Genomic DNA, 18,073 nt, shown 5'->3' with positions numbered 1-18,073 from the left:
GCGGCGCCGAAGCGACGCACGGGATGATCGCGTGTCGCAATCTCAGGCGGCGCCGCTGGCCCGCTTTCCGGGTTGTTCCTGTTCACCGCCGGGGATCGGCTCGAAGCGGCCCTGGAAGAAGCGCAGATCCCTGGGCTCGTAGACGAAGCGCAAGCCGCCGATCTCGTGACGACGCTGCCACAGACGGATGATCCCATCGGCGACCGCGCGCAGGTGATCGTCGGTGTAGACGCGGCGCGACAAGGTCAGGCGTACGAGTTCGAGTGCGGGGCGGTAATTCTTGCCATCGGCCTTGCGTCCGCTGGAAACATTTCCGCGTTCCATCGGGCGCACGCCGGTCTCGACGTAGATCTCGCTCGCCAGCCGCTGCGCCGGATATTCGTCCTGGTCCAGATGCGGCAGGAAGCGGCGCGCATCGACGAACACCGCATGGGTGCCGGTCGGCTCGACCACCGGCACGCCCGCCTCGCGCAGCCAGCCGGCTAGACGCACCGACTGCTCGATGCGGGCGCGGATGTAGCGGTCATCGACCATCTCGCGCACGCCCTGCGCCATCGCCGCAAGATCGGCCGCAGGCAGACCGCCGTCGCGCACGCCGCCTTCGTAGATGCGCAGCTTGGCTTCGGAGCGGCGCGCCCAATCGGCATTGTCCTTGTAGGTGAGCAGGCCGCCGATGTTGATGAGAAAATCCTTCTTGCCCGAAACGGTCGCGCCGTCGCCGTAGAGCATGATCTCGCGCAGGATGTCCTTGACGCTGGTGCTGCGGTAGCGCAGGTCGTGCTTCTGGATCAGGTAGGCGTTCTCGACCGCGCGCGTGGCATCGAACATCACCGCTATGCCGTGCTTGCGCGTCCAGGCGTAGACCTCGCGCAGATTGTCCATCGACACCGGCTGGCCACCGGCAAGATTCACCGACAGCTCGAAGGAGATATAGGCGATCTTGTCCGCGCCGTGCTCACGCACCAGCGCATCGAGCTTGGCGATGTCGATGTTGCCCTTCCAACGGAAGGTGGAGGTCGAATCGTGGGCCTCGTCGACGATCACGTCGGCGAACACGCCGCCGGCGTATTCCTGATGCACCTTGGTGGTGGTGAAGTACATGTTGCCAGGCACGATCTGGCCGGGCTTGATCATCACCTCCGACAGGATCTGCTCGGCGGCGCGGCCCTGGTGGGTCGGCAGCACGTGGTCATAGCCATAGGTGTCGCGGATCGCGGCGACGAAGTCGAGATAGGCATCGCTGGTCGCCGGTGTCGGCGAAGCGGCGTCGTAGGCGGCCCACTGCGCGGTCGACATCGCGGTGGTGCCCGAGTCGGTCAGCAGGTCGATGGCGACATCGGCCGAGCGCAGCAGGAAAGTGTTCCAGCCGGCTTCGCGGATCGCGCGTTCGCGCTGTTCGCGCGAAGTCAGCGCGATCGGTTCGAGCGTGTGGATGAGCCAGGGTTCGCAATCGAAGTGGTATTCCGCGAGATCGGCAAACACCGAGCCGAAGTGCAGCGCATCGTGCCAGTCGCTGTCGCGTTCGAGCTTGAGCGCGGGCACTTGTTCGCGCTGGCGATACAGTGCAATCACCGCGTCGGCGACCTGGTCGAGCTGGCGGTTGGTCATGGCCAGACGCGGGATCTGCAGCGGCAGCAATGAGTCGCGACCGACCAGGCCCGGCACCAGCGCACGCACGCCCGAGGTCTGGTAGAGCGCGCAGGCGAGTGCATGCGCGGCGTGTGCGCCGGCCTGCGGCAGGAACTGGTCGGCCTGCAGGTAGGCGCCGTCGCAGCCACGCTCGAGCGGCACGCCGCCTTCGCGCAGGCGCGCGGTGAAGCGTTCGGTCTGTGCCATCGCCCACTGCACGCTGGTCTCCTCGCACATCAGCTCGAGACCGCGCGCGATCATCTCCATCGTGCGCCCGGCCATGCCGCCGTAGGTATGCAGGCCTTCGAACACCACGATGTCGTTGATGAAGCGCTCGTGGTCGGCGGGATTGTCGGTGGCGAGAAAGCCGCCGGTGTTGGCGCGCGCATCCTGGGCGCCGTCCATCATGATCGCGTGCGCGCTCTTGGCGATCAGCTTGACCAGGTCGGCAATGGTGCGATCGGCCAGGCCCGGCTCGTAGCACTGGATGTACCAGGCATTCTCGACCACGCGTGAGACATCGAGCACCAGGCGCAGGCCGTGGCGGTCGGCCAGTTCACGCACCGCACGCAAATTGGCCAGGCTCAAGGGATGCTGGCCGTCGGCGAACGCTTGCGCGCCGATGAAAGGCGGGCGCTGCTCGCCGATCACGGTTTCCAGGCGGGCGAGGTCGAAGTTGCCGGTGAACACGCCTTCCGCATGGTCGCGCACGTCAAGCAGTTCGATGCCGCGCGGTGCGTGCAGATCGATGCGCGCGCGTGCATTGCTCGGCAAACGTTGGCCACTCTTGGCGAACGCGTGCAGCAGGATCTTCACCGAGCCCAAGGTGTTGTGCGTCGGGCAGACATAGGTGTGGCCGAGCACGCGGGTGATCTGCGCGTTCATCGTTTCGAAGTTGCGCGCGCCGGCGTAGGCCTCGTCGCCGAGCAACTGGCCGGCAAGCTGTTCCTGGGTCACGGCGCCACAGCCGTAGGAGACCATGTCGAAGGCGACCTGCCTGGGCGTGAGGTTGAAGGTGTTGAAATGCGCGGCGGCCAGATTGCGCTTGCGCTCCTCGATGCCCGGGAACGCGATGGGGCGAACGGTCTTGACCTTGTGCGGCTCGTGAACGGGAACGGGCGTTGCCATGGCGTGCTCCGGAAGCGGACGGGAAGACGGGCGCGCCGCAGCCAGGCCCAAGCCCGCAAACAGCGCACGGAAGGCAAGCATTGTAGAAAGGCGCTTTGCGTGTTTGAATGCAATACGTTAGGCGCCAATGGCCACACACGAAACATATTCAAGACAATGGTAAAAATCACCTCAGAACCTAAAAACACACTCGACAGGCTCGATTGGCGCATCCTCGAAGTGCTGCAGGAGGACGGGCGCGTCACGTTTACCGAGCTCGGGCGGCGTGTGGGCCTGTCCACGCCGGCAGCAGCCGAGCGCGTGCGCCAACTCGAAGCCGCCGGCGTGATCGTCGGCTATCGCGCACAAGTTGATCTGGCGCGAATCGGGCGACCGATTCTCGCGATCGTGCGCATGAACGTGGTCGGCGACGTACTCGCACGCGTGACCACCACGGTGCGCGAGATGCCCGAGGTGCTCGAGTGCTATCGCGGCACCGGTGCCGACTCCTTCACTGCGAAGATCGCGGTGGCCTCGATCGAGGACCTCGAGCACTTGATCGACCAGCTCACGCCGTTCGGAACCACCTCGACTTCGATCGTGCTGTCGATGCCGGTGCCCAGCCGTGCGCTGTCGCCGCCGCGCAGCGACGCTGGCAAGTCTCGTTCTGCCGTCACGCCACGCCGTCGCCAGCGCGCGCCGAACTGACGCGCTCAGGCCGCGCGCGGCCCCTCGTCGAGCGCGAAACGGCTGCCGCCGTTCTGCTTGGCGCGATACAGCGCTCGATCGGCTGATTCGAGCAGGGCCTGGATCGAATCGATGCCCGGCCCCACGGTCGCCACGCCGATGCTCAGTGCGCCATCCCAACATGGTTCCTGGCCATGGGCAAAAAACGGCGTTTGTGCATCGAGCACGAATTGCGCGACCTTGATGGCGCAGTCGCGATTGCTGTCGGGGCAGATCACGAGAAACTCGTCGCCCCCAAAGCGGCAGACGATGTCGCTGCTGCGCACCGCGTCGCGCAGTCGCTGCGCGAGGTGGCGCAACAGTTCGTCGCCAATGGCGTGGCCGTGTTTGTCATTGACGACCTTGAAGCGATCGGCATCGAGCAGAAGAATCGCGAAGGGCGTGTCCGCGGCCAACGCCCACAGGTGATCGAGCATGGTGACCGCATAGCGGTGGTTGGGCAGGCCGGTGAGGTCGTCCTGATTGGACAGGATGCGCAATTGCCGATTGGCGTAGTCGAGGTCGGCCGTGCGTTCCTCGACGCGCTGCTCGAGTTCATGGTTGAGCTTGCGCAGCTGGTCATTGCTCTCGGCGAGTTTCCACAACAAGCCGCGCAGCGCGGCAGTGACCGGCTCGGCGCTCGGGCGCGTGAACTGCATGTCCTCGTCATAGGCTTGTTGCGGCGATTTGCCGGCGAGGATCGCCTGTTCCTGACGCGCCATGCTCAGATCGACCACGAGGATGTGGTCGGTCAGCCAGCACACCAGATAGTCGAGCACGGCATGCATGCTGCGCGGCGACTGCTCGGCGCCGCCACCCAGATGTTGCACGCGCTTGACGAAGGCCCAATGCGCAGCACAGTGCGTGCGCTGGAAGCGCGGATCGAGGCCGCACTTCGCCATGTGCGCCTCTTCGTCGCGGAAATGGGCCTCGGCATAGGCCACCAAGGCGTCGCGTGCTGCCACGAAATCGCGTTGGCCGATGTCCTTGGCCGAGGTGCACAGCTCGCCGAGCTGGTTGATCAGGTCGACCAGCACCCGGTGCTGTTCGTCGACCAGCGGGATTGCGGTGACGAAGGCGTCGTTCCAGGTGAACAGGTTGAACATGGTCGGTGTTGGTGCCTGAGCTGGCGCGAAGGTCAGCGATGGGTGACCCGATGCAGCATTTGTGCCAATCAAGCCTTCCGGATGCCGTGTGGCGGTCAGGTTCGGCCTGCTCGTCGCAACGCCATCGCACGAGCCGCCGGTGATCCTTGACGCTGCGTTTTGGCGCTCAAGGCTCCCAAGGACCCAATCGCCGACACGCAAGCTGCGCCAAAGGCTTAGTATTGCGCACACGGTTCGCGTTCGCATCCGGGGTCGCCGCCACCGCCATGGCGCGGTGTGCAGGCCCCGCGGCGTGCACTTCCAGATTCCAGATCAGGGGAAAGCATGATGAGGCAGGGGCAGGGCTTTGGGCTGCGCGCGCGCGCGCGTTGGGTGATCCTGATGGCGACACTGGTCCCCCTGGCTGCATGCGGCAGCAAGGACGGCGGCCAGGCGCCTCCGCCAGCGCCGGTGACGGTGGTCCAGATGCAGCCCTCGTCGATGCCCCTGAGCATCGAGTATGTCGGCGAAACCGCGGGTTTCCGCGAAGTCGAGGTACGCGCGCGCGTCAGCGGGATCCTGCTCAAGCGCACCTACACCGAAGGCGAGGCAGTCAAGGCCGGGCAGGTTTTGTTCGAAATCGACCCCGCGCCCTACCAAGCCGCGCTGGAGCAGGTCCGCGGTGGCCTGGCCCAGGCGCAGGCGGCCCTCAACAAGGCCAAGGCCGACCGCGACCGCATGGTGCCGCTGTTTGCCAAGCACGTGGTCAGCCGACGCGATTACGACGACACCATCGCCGCCTACGATGCCGCAGTGGCCAATGCGCAGTCGGCGCGCGCGCGGGTCAAGGAGGCCGAACTCAACCTCGACTACACCCACGTCACCGCGCCGATTGCGGGCGTGACCAGCAAGGGCACCCAGTCCGAAGGCAGTCTGGTCGTCGCGGGCAGCGAGAGCGGCCTGTTGACGACGATCTCGCAGCTCGACCCCATGTACGCGAATTTCGCCTATCCAGAACAGGATCGACTCAACCTCGAGCGGATGCAGCATGACGGCACGATCGAAGACGATGGCGATGAGGATTGGCCGGTACGCTTGCGGCTGGCCGATGGCAGCATCTACAGCCATGCCGGGCATGTGAACTTCTCCGACAGTCGCGTCGACACGCGCACCGGGACGATTCGTGCGCGGGCGATCTTCGACAATCCCGACGAGCACCTGCTGCCAGGCCAGTTCGTGCGCGTGATCCTCGACCTCGGCCTGCTCAAGAATGTCCTGCAGGTTCCGCAGCGAGCGATCGTGCAGGCACAGGCCGACAAGATGGTGATGGTGGTCGGCAAGGACGATGTGATCGAGCCGCGCACCGTGACTCTGGGCTACACCAGCGATGGCATGGTGCTGGTCAAGGAAGGGCTCAAGGCGGGCGATCGCGTGGTCGTCGAGGGCCTGCTCAAGGCGCGCCCCGGGACCAGGGTCGCACCGAGCCTGGCCACCAGCGCAGCGCCGACTGCGCAGACCGCGAAGTAGGCCGCGCCATGTTCTCGCGGTTCTTCATCGAGCGGCCGATTTTTGCCTCCGTCATCTCGATCGTGATCGTGTTCGCGGGCCTCGCGGCCATGCGCAGCCTGCCGGTCGAGCAGTATCCCGAGATCACTCCGCCGGTGGTGTCGGTGCAGGCGTTTTATCCGGGCGCGACCCCCGAGGTGGTGTCGCAGACCGTGGCCGCACCGCTCGAGCAGCAGATCAACGGCGTCGAGAACATGATCTACATGGAATCGGGCTCGGCCTCCAACGGGCTGATGACGCTGAGCGTGTATTTCGACATCGGCACCGATCCCGAGCAGGCGGCCATCAACGTCAACAACCGCGTATCGGCGGCCATTGCGCAACTGCCCGAGGAGGTCAAGCAGCAGGGCGTGACGGTCAAGAAGAAGTCGACGTCGATTCTGCAGGTGGTCACGCTCGATTCACCGCAGGGCAGCCACGACACCACCTACCTGTCCAACTACGCCCTGCTCAACATCATCGATGAGCTCAAGCGCGTCAGTGGCGTCGGTGACACCATGCTGTTTGGCGGTACCGACTACGCGATGCGCATCTGGTTGCGTCCCGACCGGCTGGCCCAGCTCGACCTCACGCCGAGCGACGTGATCGGCGCGATCCGCGAGCAGAACGCGCAGTTCGCGGCCGGCAAGATCGGTTCGCAGCCGACCCGTGCGAGTGTGGATTTCACCTACACGGTGCAGACCAAGGGGCGGCTGAGCAGCCCCGATGAGTTCGCCAACATCATCGTGCGCGCGATGCCCGATGGCTCCACGATCCGCCTCGGCGATGTCGCGCGCGTGGAGATGGGCGGCCAGGATTACGACCTCATCGCCCACGCCAACGGCAAGCCCGCGATCGGCATTGCCGTCTACATGCAGCCCGGGGCCAACGCGGTGGCCGTGGCCGATGCGGTGGTGGCGAAGATGGAAGAGCTCAAGGCGCGCTTCCCGCACGATGTGCACTACAACGTGCCCTACGACACCACCCGCTTCGTCAAGCTGTCGATCGAGGAGGTCGTGCACACCCTGTTCGAGGCGATCGTGCTGGTGTTCCTCGTGGTGTTCCTGTTCCTGCAGAACTTCCGCGCCACGCTGATTCCGTGCATCGCGGTACCGGTGTCCCTGATCGGCACCTTCGCCGGCATGCTCCTGCTCGGCTTTTCGATCAACCTGCTCACCCTGTTCGGCATGGTGCTCGCGATCGGCATCGTCGTGGATGACGCGATCGTGGTGCTCGAGAATGTGGAGCGCATCATGAGCGAGCAGAAGTGTTCGCCCAAACAGGCGGCGATTCTGGCGATGGAAGAGGTCGCCGGGCCGGTGGTGGCGATTGTGCTGGTGTTGTGCGCGGTGTTTCTGCCAGTGGCGTTCATGGGCGGCATGACCGGCGTGATGTACAAGCAGTTCGCGGTCACGGTGGCGATTTCGGTGGCGATCTCGGGCGTGGTGGCGCTCACGCTTTCGCCGGCGCTGTGTGCGGTGATCCTCAAGCAGGGCCACCATGAGCCGGCGCGTTTCTTCGTCTGGTTCAACCGCCAGTTCGACCGCATCACCGGCAAGTACGTCGGCGGCGTGGCCTTCCTCAATCGCCGCGTCGGCGTTGCCTTTCTGCTGGTCGGCCTGATCCTGCTCGGCAGCTTCGGCCTGTTCAAGCGCGTGCCCGGCGAACTCGTGCCCAACGAGGATCAAGGCTATCTGCTGGCGGCGGTGTTCCTGCCCGATGCGGCCTCGCTCACGCGCACCCAGGCGGTTGCCGATCAATTTGATGCGATGGTGCTGGCCAACAAGAATGTTGCCAATGTCGTCACCTTCGCGGGCTTCGACATCCTCTCGGGCGCGGTGATCAGCAACAGCGGACTGGCCTTCATCACGCTCAAGGACTGGAAGGAGCGCAAGGGCAAGGGCGACGATGCAGCCTCGCTCGCGCAGTCCCTGCAGGGGCAGGCCTACATGACGATCAAGGATGGCTTTGCCGCGGCGTTCAATCCGCCGCCGATCAGCGGCATGTCGACCACCGGCGGGCTCGAAGGCTACCTGCAGAACCGCGGCTCGGGCGGCACCGCGGCGTTCGCCGCCGAGGTGCAGAAGTTGCTCGATGCGGCCGGCAAGCGGGCCGAGTTTCAGAGCGTGACTTCGACCTTCCGTGCCAATGTGCCGCAGATCTTCCTCGACCTCGACCGCGACAAGGCGAAGGCACTCGGCGTGCCGATCCGGTCGGTGTTCGACACCATGCAGGCGACCTTCGGCCAGGTCTACGTCAACGACTTCAACCAGTTCGGCCGTACCTACCGCGTGCAGGTGCAATCGGAAGCCGACTATCGCGCCCACCGCGAGGACGTCCGCAACGTCTACGTGCGCTCGCAGGATGGCCAGATGATTCCATTGACGAGTCTGGTCACGGTCAAGGACACGGTCGGCCCGGAACTGGTCGAGCGCTTCAACGTATTCCAGGCGGCCAAGATCATGGCCCAGCCCGCGGCCGGCTACAGTTCGGGTCAGGCGATCAAGGCGTTGGAGGAAGTCGCCGCGCAGACGCTGGGCAACGATGCCAAGCTCGAGTGGACCGGCTCCGCCTATCAGGAGAGCAGGGCCGGCAGTACCGCGGCGCTCGCCTTCGCCTTCGGCATCATCATGATCTTCCTCATTCTCGCCGCACAGTACGAGCGCTGGAGCCTGCCGTTCGCGGTGATCACCGCCGTGCCGTTTGCGCTGTTCGGCGCCTTGCTTGCCACCTGGCTGGTTGGCCAGACCAACAATGTCTATTTCCAGATCGGCCTGGTCACCCTGGTCGGTCTCGCGGCCAAGAACGCAATCCTCATCGTCGAATTCGCGGTGATGAAGCATCAGGAAGGCATGGGCCTGCTCGATGCCGCGCTCGAAGCGGCGCGCTTGCGCTTCCGCCCGATCGTGATGACCTCGCTCGCCTTCATCCTCGGCTGCGTGCCGTTGGTGACCTCGAGCGGCGCCGGCGCCGCCAGTCGTCACGCGCTCGGCTGGCCGGTGATCGGCGGCATGCTCGCGGCAACCTTCATCGCGATCTTCTTCATCCCGCTGTTCTTCCGTTTGATCATGCAGCGTTCGGCGCGCAAGACCCCGCCGGCAAACTGAACCGCGCGTGCGCTCCCGGCCTCGCGTCAGTGCCGCCGCCGCGCGAGGCGCGCGCTGCGCAGGCCACGGCGCAGTGCGCCGATCGCGGCCAGCGCCCAGACGACGAGGCTCACGTAGACGCCGACACGCGGGATCGCGAGCAGCGCGGGACATGGCAGCGCGGCGGCAAGCTCGAACGTGCCGACGGTGTACATGCCCAGTGGAAACACGATGTCCCAGGCCTCGATGCCGTAGCGAATCGGCACGTGCCACCAGCGCCACGCCCACAACACGATCATCACCAGCAGCCAGCCAGTTGCGGCGAACCACAGGCCTTGAACCAGCTGCGGCAACAGCAGCGCCACGCGTGGCGGCGCGGGCGGCAGGTGCCGCAGCAGCAAGCTGCTCGCAAGCGTGCTGATGGCCAGCGCGCCCATCGTGATCCAGTACGGCGGCGTGAGCTCGCGTGGCCGCAGCGGCAGGCACAGCAGGCGCCAGAGAATCAGCGCGATGATCGGCAGGTAGAGCACGATGCCGAGCACGAACAGCCCGAATGCGGGCTGCCACAGACTTGCAAGCCTGCCCTGCCGCACCGCGAGCAGGAGCAGCAGTACGGCCAAGCCTTGCGTCGCAACCACGGCAATCAGCCAGCCGCCGCGGATATTCCGCATCAAGGTTCCCTCACGCGCCGCGCGTGCGAGTGCGGACAGCCAGAAGGCGCCGAACAGCGGCCATGCAGGCAGTGCGAGTGCAAACAGCAGCCAGGCCAGCCAGTGCCCGTCGAACAGCAACAGGCTCTGGCTGCCGAGCACGCAAGCGCCGGCGACGAAGGTGAGGAATCCCGCGCTGCGCACCGGACTGCGCAAGTCGGTCATGAAATCGTCGCGAAACCAGATCAAGCGCAGCACGCTCAGCGCGATCAGGCAGACAAAGGCAAGCAGGTTGAGCGCGAACAGCGCGCGCGCCAACCATGGCAAGCCGTGCTGGCTTGCATCGATCGAGACGATTCCGGTAGCCATCACAAGCGCAAAGCAGCCGGGCGCCAGATCGTGCGCCCTCACTCGCAGGCGCGCCTTCACCTGATCGCGGCGTGGCAGGGTCGCATGCGGCGATTATGCCGCCGCTGCCGCGGGAACCCACGCCGCTCGGTTTCTCCGTCGATCGGTGATGCGACACATCGATCGGTTCGGCCGTGACCCCACGCCGAAACGATGCAGGGAGGCCTGCCCCTCCCTCCTGCCGGGAACCGGTCGATCCTGCCCTCGAATGGGTCATCGCGCATTTCGATTGCGTCCGCGTGTCATTCGCAAAATGTGATACGGTTCTCGGAAATGCTGCCGAACGCGTCTCGGCGAGTGGGGCGTCGTGCAGGGCACCATCGCCTTCCGCGCATCGAGGTGATGGAGCGAACGTCGTTGCGGATGTGCGGCATTCCGTCCTTGAACAAATGAGGTTGACAGCATGAACGTGAAAGCACGAGTGATCGCCACGGCGATCGCATTGGTCGTTGCGGGTCCGGTTATTGCGCAAGATAGCGACGGAACCGGCAAGGGCCCGGAACAAGTCAGCCAGCTCAACTTCGGGCCGGACGATGCACTGGAGGCGAGTTTCGCCGCGGCGCAGCCGCTCGTGACCTGGAAGTACTACTTCGTCCCTGCCAGCGCCTTCAATCGACGCTCGAGCAGTGACCAGACCACCTACACGAGCGGCGGCTGCATCCAGGCCAAGAGCGATTACGCGGTGTCGGACATCCAGATCGAAGACGGCGCATCGATGGCGGTGCTGCGGGTCTACTACAAGGACACCGACGCGAACAATACGGTCACCGCGTACGTGACGGCCTACGATGCAGCGGGAAACACCAGCGACTACGGTCCGGTCACCAGCGTCGCGGCCGTTGGTTACAGCAGCGCGACATTCACGTTCTCGCCCTACCTCGTGACCGCCAACTCCGCGCGGTCCTATGTCTTCAACGTGAAGCAAGCCGGCCCGTCGACCTCGACCGCGATCTGCGGCGCGCGTCTCTTCTACAGCATCCCGTGAGGACGCGGCCATGACAAATTCCGTGACTCTCGTGCGGGCGCTGCTGGGTGCGCTGCTCGCGGCGGGTGCCTGCCCGACCGGAGCGGCAGCCCCCGACACCACTCCTTCGTCTGTGCTTGCCACCTACTGGCGGATGATTCCGGCCGCGACCTTTGTTTCGCGCAGCTCGGGCATGACCTACCAATACGCCAACGGCGGTTGTCTGAGCGTGTCGCCCAACCTGGAATTGACCCACAAGCTGATGCTGCCCGAGGGTGCGACATTGCGCTATCTGCGTACCTACTATCGCGATGAAGGCCCGGATGCACTCTTTTCATCGGTAACACGCTATGACGCGGCCGGGGCCCTCGATGACTATGGAGCCATGCTCACGCCCAACGCGAGCGGCTATGCGTCGTTGCTCTCGCCCGACCTTGCGCACGCCTTCGATGCTATGGGTCATGCGTATGTGATCAACGTGCAGTATCGAACCGACGACACGATCTTCTTCAGCGGTTTCGATGCCGGTTCCGCACGGCCGTTGCTGTTCTGTGGCGTGCGAGTGATGTGGGACCAGCCGTAACGACGGACCTGTCTGCCCGATCGCCCGCAGGTGGGTGATGGCCGGGTGCTGCAGGGGCGGCACGACCCATGCCTGGATCGTGCCGCCTTTCTTTTTGCTTGCCGGGTTGCGTACTGCCGCCTGCAACGCCGGGCAGGCGTCTCCGTGCGGTGTCTCCTACAATCGCGCCTTTCTGCTCGAGCGGCCCTCCATGCCCGCGCCCTTGCGCCTCGTCTTTGCCGGAACTCCGGAATTCGCGCTGCCCTCGCTGCAGGCCTGCCTTGCCAGTGGTGCGCAGGTGCTGGCGGTCTACACCCAACCCGATCGGCCGGCCGGGCGCGGACGCCAGCTCCTCGCCAGTCCGGTCAAGCAGGCGGCGCTCGCGGCGGGGATCGCGGTAGAGCAACCCGAGACCCTGCGCGATGCCGCCGCGCGCGCGCGTCTGGCTGACCATGCGCCCGACCTCATCGTGGTCGTCGCCTATGGTCTGATCCTGCCCAAGGCCGTGCTCGCGCTGCCGCGCCTGGGCTGCTGGAACGTGCATGCTTCGTTGCTGCCGCGTTGGCGCGGCGCGGCGCCGATCCAGCGCGCGCTGCTCGCGGGCGACACCGAGACCGGCGTCGATCTGATGCAGATGGAAGCCGGCCTCGACACCGGACCGGTCCTGCTCGAGGCGCGCACGCCGATCCACGCCGAGGACACTGCGGGCAGCCTGCATGATCGCCTCGCCACGCTCGGCGCAGACCTGCTCGCTGATGCGCTTGCCCGCGTGCAGCGAGGCGAAACCCTGATCGCGCGGCCGCAGCGCGGCGAGGGTGTCGAGTATGCGCACAAGCTCGACAAGGCCGAAGCCCTGCTCGACTGGAACCTGCCTGCAGCCGCACTCGCGCGCAAGGTGCGCGCCTTCGATCCCTGGCCGGTCGCCGAAACCCGCATCGAAGGTGAGCGCGTTCGTGTGTGGGCGGCCAGGGCGCTCGAGCAACTCAGCAATGCCGTGCCGGGCAGCATCCTCGCGTGCAGCGCCGAGGGCATCGACATCGCCACCGGCGAGGGCGTGCTGCGCATCCTTGAATTGCAGCGCGATGGCGGTCGCCGCATCCGCGCGCGCGACTGGCTCAATGCACGCCGCGAGCGCGGGCGGACATGAAGCGGGCAGCACCACGACAGCGCCACGCCGCCCCGCCCGCCGCGGGCGTCGCCGTGCGCGTGGCGGCGACGCGCGTGCTCGGCGAAGTGGCCTTCGACGGTGTTTCGTTGCGTGCCGCGCTGCCCCCCGCGCAGGCGAAGTTCGCCGACCCGCGCGACCGCGCCCTGCTCGCCGCAAGCGTGTTCGCGGCCACCCGCTGGTGGCTGCGACTCACGGCTGCGCTCGATCTGCTGATGGACAAGCCGCTGCCGCAGCGCGCACGCAGCGTGCGCGCCTTGCTCGTGCTGGGTTGCGCGCAGATCGGTGTGCTCGGGCAGCCCGACTACGCGGTGGTCGGCGCCTGCGTCGATGCCACGCGCAGCCTGGGTCAGGCGCCGTTCGCCGGGCTGGTCAACGCGGTGCTGCGCCGCTACGCGCGCGAGCGCGGTGTGCTCGAAGCGCAGCTCGATGCCGATGCGGTCACGCGCAGTGCACATCCGCACTGGTTGATCGAGGCGATCACGCGCGACTGGCCGCAGCAGGCCGAGGCGATTCTCGCGGCCAACAATCTCGAAGCGCCACTGACCCTGCGCGTCAACCGGCGACGCGCGCAGCGCGACGAATTGCTCGCGCAGTTGGCGGCTGCCGGCATCGAGGCGAATGCACCAGCCCAATTGCCGGATGCGATCGTGCTCGCCGAAAGCCGCGATGTCAGTCAACTGCCCGGCTTCGCGCAGGGCGCGTTCTCGGTGCAGGATGGCGCAGCGCAGTGCGTCGCCGATTTGCTTGATGCGCGCGATGGTCTGCGTGTGCTCGATGCCTGCGCTGCGCCGGGTGGCAAGGCAGCACATCTGCTCGAACGCGCGCGCGTCGATCTCGTCGCCCTCGACCACGATGCGCGGCGGCTCGCGCGGGTGGGCGAGAATCTCGCGCGCCTGGGTCTTGCGGCGAAGCTCGTGCACGGTGACGCGAGTGCGCCCGCAGCCTGGTGGGACGGGCGCGCCTTCGAGCGCATCCTCGTCGATGCGCCCTGTTCGGCGAGCGGCATCATCCGCCGTCAGCCCGACATCAAGCTGCACCGGCGCGCCGGTGACATTGCGGCGCTCGCGGCGACCCAGCGCGGCATCCTCGATGCACTGTGGCCCTTGCTGGCGCCGGGTGGACATTTGCTCTACGCCACCTGCTCGATCCTGCGCGAGGAAAACGAGCAGGTGCTTGCCGCCTTCCTCGCCGGCCACGATGATGCCCGTGCAGTGCCGCTTCCCGTGCGGTTGGGACAGGTTGCCGGCGTCGGTCGCCAGCGCCTGCCGGGCGAGGGCGGCATGGACGGATTCTTCTATGGTCTGCTCGAAAAAACCGGCTGAAGCGCTGCATCGCAGCTGTGCTGCGTTGCTGTGCCTGCTCACGGGCCTGCTGCTGGCCGGCTGCGGTGTGCTCGCGCACCAGACCCCGGGCACCTTGGTGGTACGGCAGGCACGACTGGTCGCGCAGGACGGTCGGGCGCGGCTCGACCTCGCGCTCGACTGCCAGCTCAGCGGGCCGATGCAGGATGCACTCGACAACGGCATTCCGCTGGAACTGGAAATCGACGTGCGTGGCAGACTCGGCCTGCGTGCGCGACCCCGCATCGAGCTGCGTTACTTTCCGTTGTCGCGTCGCTACCAACTCAGCGTCAACGGCAATCAGGACGAACGCGGCTTTGCCACGCGTGGCTACCTGCTCGCTGCGCTCGGTTCGCTGCGGCTGGAACTGCCGAATGCGTTCGTGCAGCAACCAGCCAGCGCGCCGTTGCGCGTGTCCGCCGCGCTCGACCCGGCCGCCTTGCCCGGCGCGCTGCGTCTGCCGGCCCTGTTCGAGCCGGCCTGGCATCTCGCGGCCGCGGAGACCACATGGCCGCGCGCGACGCCCTGAAGATCCTGCTGCGGCGTGTGCTGCCGGCGCTCGCGGTCGCCGCGCTGCTGCTGGCCTCGCTCAAGCTCGCCGAAGAGGCCGCTGGCGACAACGCGCGCTTCGCCAGCCACTATCGCCTGGTGCTCGGTGCGGCGCTGCTGGCGCTGGCGGTGCTGGTGCTGGTGATCGGCACGCGCCTGTTGCGCCTGCGCGCCGACGTGCGCCGCGGCGCACCCGGCGCACGTCTGAACCGCCGACTGCTGGGCCTGATGATCGCGCTGGCCCTGCCGGCCAGCCTGATCGTCTACGGCTTTTCGTTGCGTTTTCTCGATGCGACGATCGACAACTGGTTCAACGTGCGACTGGAGCAGGCGCTCGACGATGCGCTCGAACTCGGACGCCTCGTCATCGATGAGCATCTGCAGGCCGCCGAGTCGGCCACCGCGGGCCTGGCGGGACGCATAGCCGAAACGCCCACGGCAGACCCGCAGCAGATTCTCGACGACCGCATCGAAGCCACCGGCGCAATCCAGTTGGCCCTGCTCGGTGCCGATTCACGGGTGCAGGCACTCGCCAGTTCCGATCCGCGCTGGCTCGAACCGCCCTTGCCCGACAGCGCGCTGCTGCTGCGCGTGCGTGGCGATCATCGCTATGCCGCGGCCGAGCCGCTCGGTGACGGCTTGATGCTGCGCGTGGTGTTGCCGATCGAGGATGCGCGCGTGGCGCCCGAGCGCCAGCGCCTGCTGCAGGCGCTGTTTCCGCTGCCGGCGCAGGTGCAGCCGCTGATGCGTGGCATCGAGAGCGCAAGCTTCGATTTCCAGCGCCTCAAATTCCTGCGCGGTTCGCTCAAGCTCACGTTTGCCCTGATCCTCACCTTCGTGCTGTTGCTGTCGGCGCTGGCGGTGGTGCTGGTCGCCTTCGTGCTCACGCGGCGCCTGGTGGCGCCGATCAGCCGCCTGTCGGCGGCCACGCGCGCTGTCGCGGCCGGGCGTTTCGACACGCCGTTGCCAGCGACCAGCGATGACGAGCTCGGTTTCCTCGTCCGTTCCTTCGCACAGATGACCCGCGATCTGGAACTGGCCGGCGCCCGCGCCCAGCGCAGCACGCGCGAGATCGAGCAGCAGCGCGCCTGGCTTGAAGCGGTGCTCGAACGGCTGTCGGCAGGTGTGCTCGGCTTTGACCACGAAGCACATCTGCGCAGCGTCAATCCCGCAGCCGAGGCGATTCTCGGCGTGCCGCTCACGCACCAGCTCGGCGCCAGCGCGGCCGAAATCGGCAAGGCGCATGGCCAGCTCGCACCCTTCGTCGAACCGCTCGGTCGCCACCTGCGCGAACAGGCGCGCGAGTGGCGCGAGGAAGTCGTGCTCGATTCGCCCCTGGGTCCGCGTACCCTGATGGTGCGCGGCGCGGCGCTGCCCGGCCACGCCGGTTTCGTCGCCGTGTTCGACGATCTCACCGTGCTCAACCGCGCCCAGCGCGACGCGGCCTGGGGCGAAGTCGCGCGTCGCCTCGCCCACGAGGTCAAGAATCCGCTGACGCCGATCCAGCTCGCCGCCGAACGCCTGCGCCGGCGTTTCCTCGGCCGCCTGCCGCCCGACGATGGCGAGCTCATCGATCGCGCCACGCAAACGATCGTGAGCCAGGTCGAGGCGCTCAAGACGATGGTCAACGCGTTTGGCGATTACGCGCGGCCACCACCCATGACCACCCATCCGATCGCGCTCAACGCGCTGGTCAACGAAGTGCTCGACCTTTACGAGAATGACCAGCGGCTGGGTCTCACGCGCCAGCTCGATGCGGGCGATCCGCGCGTGCGCGGCGACGCGGTGCGCCTGCGCCAGGCGCTGCACAACCTCATCAAGAATGCGCTCGAGGCGATCGGTGATGCGCACAAGGCGCAGCTCGTGGTGGCCACGCGCAGCCTCGAGCGCGAGGGCGAGACCTGGGTCGAATTGGCGGTCGCCGACAATGGCCCGGGCTTGCCTGCCGATTTCGGCGAACGCTGGTACGAGCCCTACACCTCGAGCAAGCAGCGCGGCACCGGGCTTGGGCTTGCGGTGGTCAAGAAGATCGCCGAGGAACATGGCGGCAGCGTGCGCGCCGCCAATCGTGAATCCGGTGGTGCGCAGTTCATCGTGGTGCTGCCTGCCTTGTGACCGCCTTGCCCGGCGCGACGATGCGCGCAGTTCACTCGGCAGCGAGGGTTTCGATCGCGACGCGCAGGCGCTCGCCGAAAGCGCGGTCGTTGTCGAGCCACCAGCCACGTGCCCGCTCGCCCATGCGGGTGCGTCGATCCGGATCCAGCGCGAGCAGGCGTTCGACGCCGGCGCTGATCGCGTCCGATTCAACGAAATGGGTCGTCGCCAAACGCTGCGTGCCGGTGCGCGCGGCCGGCACCAGCACGCCGTGCTCGCGCGTCACCATCTCGTTCATCGGCGGCGCATCGGTGGCCAGCAGCAGCGCGCCGACGCTGAGCCCCTCGACCAGATGATGGCCAAAACCTTCGGTCTCCGACGGGCACAGGTGGAAGAGGTGGCGGTTCTGCATCTGCTTGAGCTCGTCATCATCCAGATAGGCCGTGACGTGCCGCAGATTCCCCGGCAACTGCGCCGGCAGCTTGAGCGGCGCGCGCTGGATGAAGGTGAGCGGCGGCCAGTGCGGCGCGCGCAGCCAGGCATCGAGGATCGCTTGCGTGCCCTTGTTGGGGCTGCGGCCACCCAGATGAAAAAACGTCGGTTCGCGCGGCACCTGCGGCAGGTGCCGGTTGAGACTGGTGAAGCCGATGAACCGTGCACGGCAGCCGAGTGCCTCGAAGATCGGTACCGCATGACGGGTCTTGGCAAACACGCAGTCGATCGCCGGCAGATGCGGTCGATCCTGCTCCGCGAACCATTCCGGATGCGGCATCAGCACGTTGCGGCGCGCGAGTTTCAAGTGATCGACGCGGATGCGCTCGTCCATGAGGTTGACGTCGAAACGCGCGCGTGCGGTGCCGCTGCGCCAGCCGCGCCAGAGCAGTTGCGCGCGCCGCCGCCACAGCGTCGCGCTGCGACGCAAGCCGCCCGCGCCGATCGCGCTGATCGTGACTTCGAGCCCGGTCTGCGCGAGCACGCGCGTGAGGATCGCCAGATCGCGCGAGAGCCCGGCGCCGTTGTCGCGCGCGATGACGTGGACGTGGGTCATGGGCGATGCTCGCGGGGTGAGGCCGGAAACGACATGGGACCTTGCAGGCGTTGCGGACAGGCGCGCAGTGTACGGTGCCGACAAGGCGCTGCGGGTAGAATGCGCGCCCTGC

Annotated in this window: 13 protein-coding genes; 9 read left to right on the top strand and 4 right to left on the bottom strand. The window is 66.8% G+C overall.

Annotation, left to right across the window (positions count from 1 at the left end):
- Positions 1-42: 42 nt before the first annotated feature.
- The gene (locus KF759_RS07105) at positions 43-2,757 is read right to left on the bottom strand and encodes a tryptophanase (RefSeq protein ID WP_291223989.1); all 2,715 of its coding nucleotides are present in this window, start codon (positions 2,755-2,757) and stop codon (positions 43-45) included.
- A 156-nt stretch (positions 2,758-2,913) separates the two neighbouring features.
- Here KF759_RS07105 and KF759_RS07100 point away from each other — a divergent pair, with 156 nt between their 5' ends.
- On the top strand, positions 2,914-3,444 hold the full coding sequence (locus tag KF759_RS07100) for an Lrp/AsnC family transcriptional regulator (protein WP_291223987.1): 531 nt from the start codon (positions 2,914-2,916) through the stop codon (positions 3,442-3,444).
- Between the two features lie 5 nt (positions 3,445-3,449).
- On the opposite strand, the gene KF759_RS07095 is transcribed toward KF759_RS07100, so the two are convergent.
- Positions 3,450-4,568 (bottom strand): diguanylate cyclase, encoded by a 1,119-nt coding sequence (locus KF759_RS07095; RefSeq protein WP_291223985.1) that lies wholly within the window; start codon positions 4,566-4,568, stop codon positions 3,450-3,452.
- A 381-nt stretch (positions 4,569-4,949) separates the two neighbouring features.
- On the opposite strand from KF759_RS07095, the gene KF759_RS07090 reads away from it, so the two are divergent.
- Together KF759_RS07090 and KF759_RS07085 are read left to right on the top strand one after the other, a co-directional pair.
- Complete coding sequence (locus KF759_RS07090; protein WP_291223983.1) at positions 4,950-6,074, top strand: efflux RND transporter periplasmic adaptor subunit; 1,125 nt, start codon at positions 4,950-4,952, stop codon at positions 6,072-6,074.
- Positions 6,075-6,082: 8 nt separating this feature from the next.
- Positions 6,083-9,199, top strand: a complete 3,117-nt coding sequence (locus tag KF759_RS07085) for a multidrug efflux RND transporter permease subunit (RefSeq protein WP_291223981.1) — start codon at positions 6,083-6,085, stop codon at positions 9,197-9,199.
- Between the two features lie 26 nt (positions 9,200-9,225).
- Here KF759_RS07085 and KF759_RS07080 read toward each other — a convergent pair whose 3' ends face one another.
- Entirely contained in the window at positions 9,226-10,239 is a 1,014-nt protein-coding gene (locus KF759_RS07080; protein ID WP_291223979.1) for a tellurite resistance/C4-dicarboxylate transporter family protein, read from the bottom strand.
- 400 nt (positions 10,240-10,639) lie between these two features.
- On the opposite strand from KF759_RS07080, the gene KF759_RS07075 reads away from it, so the two are divergent.
- The 6 genes from KF759_RS07075 to KF759_RS07050 all read left to right on the top strand — a co-directional run bounded on the left by KF759_RS07075 (position 10,640) and on the right by KF759_RS07050 (position 16,934).
- A complete protein-coding gene (locus tag KF759_RS07075) occupies positions 10,640-11,221 on the top strand; it encodes a hypothetical protein (RefSeq protein WP_291223977.1) in 582 nt (193 codons plus the stop codon).
- Between the two features lie 10 nt (positions 11,222-11,231).
- Entirely contained in the window at positions 11,232-11,783 is a 552-nt protein-coding gene (locus tag KF759_RS07070; RefSeq protein ID WP_291223975.1) for a hypothetical protein, read from the top strand.
- Positions 11,784-11,973: 190 nt separating this feature from the next.
- Positions 11,974-12,909 (top strand): methionyl-tRNA formyltransferase, encoded by a 936-nt coding sequence (fmt, locus tag KF759_RS07065; RefSeq protein WP_291223973.1) that lies wholly within the window; start codon positions 11,974-11,976, stop codon positions 12,907-12,909.
- Positions 12,906-14,252, top strand: coding sequence for a 16S rRNA (cytosine(967)-C(5))-methyltransferase RsmB (rsmB, locus tag KF759_RS07060; protein WP_291223971.1), 1,347 nt, complete (start codon positions 12,906-12,908; stop codon positions 14,250-14,252). The genes fmt and rsmB overlap by 4 nt, the downstream gene beginning before the upstream one ends.
- Entirely contained in the window at positions 14,227-14,799 is a 573-nt protein-coding gene (locus KF759_RS07055; RefSeq protein WP_291223969.1) for a DUF4390 domain-containing protein, read from the top strand. Before rsmB ends, KF759_RS07055 begins: the two co-directional genes overlap by 26 nt.
- Positions 14,778-16,934, top strand: a complete 2,157-nt coding sequence (locus KF759_RS07050; RefSeq protein ID WP_291223967.1) for an ATP-binding protein — start codon at positions 14,778-14,780, stop codon at positions 16,932-16,934. Before KF759_RS07055 ends, KF759_RS07050 begins: the two co-directional genes overlap by 22 nt.
- A 31-nt stretch (positions 16,935-16,965) precedes the next feature.
- Here the strand turns inward: KF759_RS07050 and KF759_RS07045 are convergent, their stop codons facing one another.
- The gene (locus tag KF759_RS07045) at positions 16,966-17,961 is read right to left on the bottom strand and encodes a glycosyltransferase (protein WP_291223965.1); all 996 of its coding nucleotides are present in this window, start codon (positions 17,959-17,961) and stop codon (positions 16,966-16,968) included.
- Positions 17,962-18,073: the final 112 nt, after the last annotated feature.

The organism is Dokdonella sp., assembly GCF_019634815.1.
Lineage (GTDB): Bacteria > Pseudomonadota > Gammaproteobacteria > Xanthomonadales > Rhodanobacteraceae > Dokdonella_A.
This window is presented reverse-complemented; position numbering and strand designations above follow the sequence as displayed.

Excerpts from the sequence above, each read along its gene's own strand:
- KF759_RS07045 (WP_291223965.1), bottom strand. The coding sequence starts at position 17,961 with ATGACCCACGTCCACGTCATCGCGCGCGACAACGGCGCCGGGCTCTCG.
- KF759_RS07070 (WP_291223975.1), top strand. The coding sequence starts at position 11,232 with ATGACAAATTCCGTGACTCTCGTGCGGGCGCTGCTGGGTGCGCTGCTC.
- KF759_RS07090 (WP_291223983.1), top strand. The coding sequence starts at position 4,950 with ATGGCGACACTGGTCCCCCTGGCTGCATGCGGCAGCAAGGACGGCGGC.
- fmt (WP_291223973.1), top strand. The coding sequence starts at position 11,974 with ATGCCCGCGCCCTTGCGCCTCGTCTTTGCCGGAACTCCGGAATTCGCG.
- rsmB (WP_291223971.1), top strand. The coding sequence starts at position 12,906 with ATGAAGCGGGCAGCACCACGACAGCGCCACGCCGCCCCGCCCGCCGCG.
- KF759_RS07105 (WP_291223989.1), bottom strand. The coding sequence starts at position 2,757 with ATGGCAACGCCCGTTCCCGTTCACGAGCCGCACAAGGTCAAGACCGTT.
- KF759_RS07075 (WP_291223977.1), top strand. The coding sequence starts at position 10,640 with ATGAACGTGAAAGCACGAGTGATCGCCACGGCGATCGCATTGGTCGTT.
- KF759_RS07055 (WP_291223969.1), top strand. The coding sequence starts at position 14,227 with ATGGTCTGCTCGAAAAAACCGGCTGAAGCGCTGCATCGCAGCTGTGCT.
- KF759_RS07095 (WP_291223985.1), bottom strand. The coding sequence starts at position 4,568 with ATGTTCAACCTGTTCACCTGGAACGACGCCTTCGTCACCGCAATCCCG.
- KF759_RS07050 (WP_291223967.1), top strand. The coding sequence starts at position 14,778 with ATGGCCGCGCGCGACGCCCTGAAGATCCTGCTGCGGCGTGTGCTGCCG.
- KF759_RS07100 (WP_291223987.1), top strand. The coding sequence starts at position 2,914 with ATGGTAAAAATCACCTCAGAACCTAAAAACACACTCGACAGGCTCGAT.
- KF759_RS07085 (WP_291223981.1), top strand. The coding sequence starts at position 6,083 with ATGTTCTCGCGGTTCTTCATCGAGCGGCCGATTTTTGCCTCCGTCATC.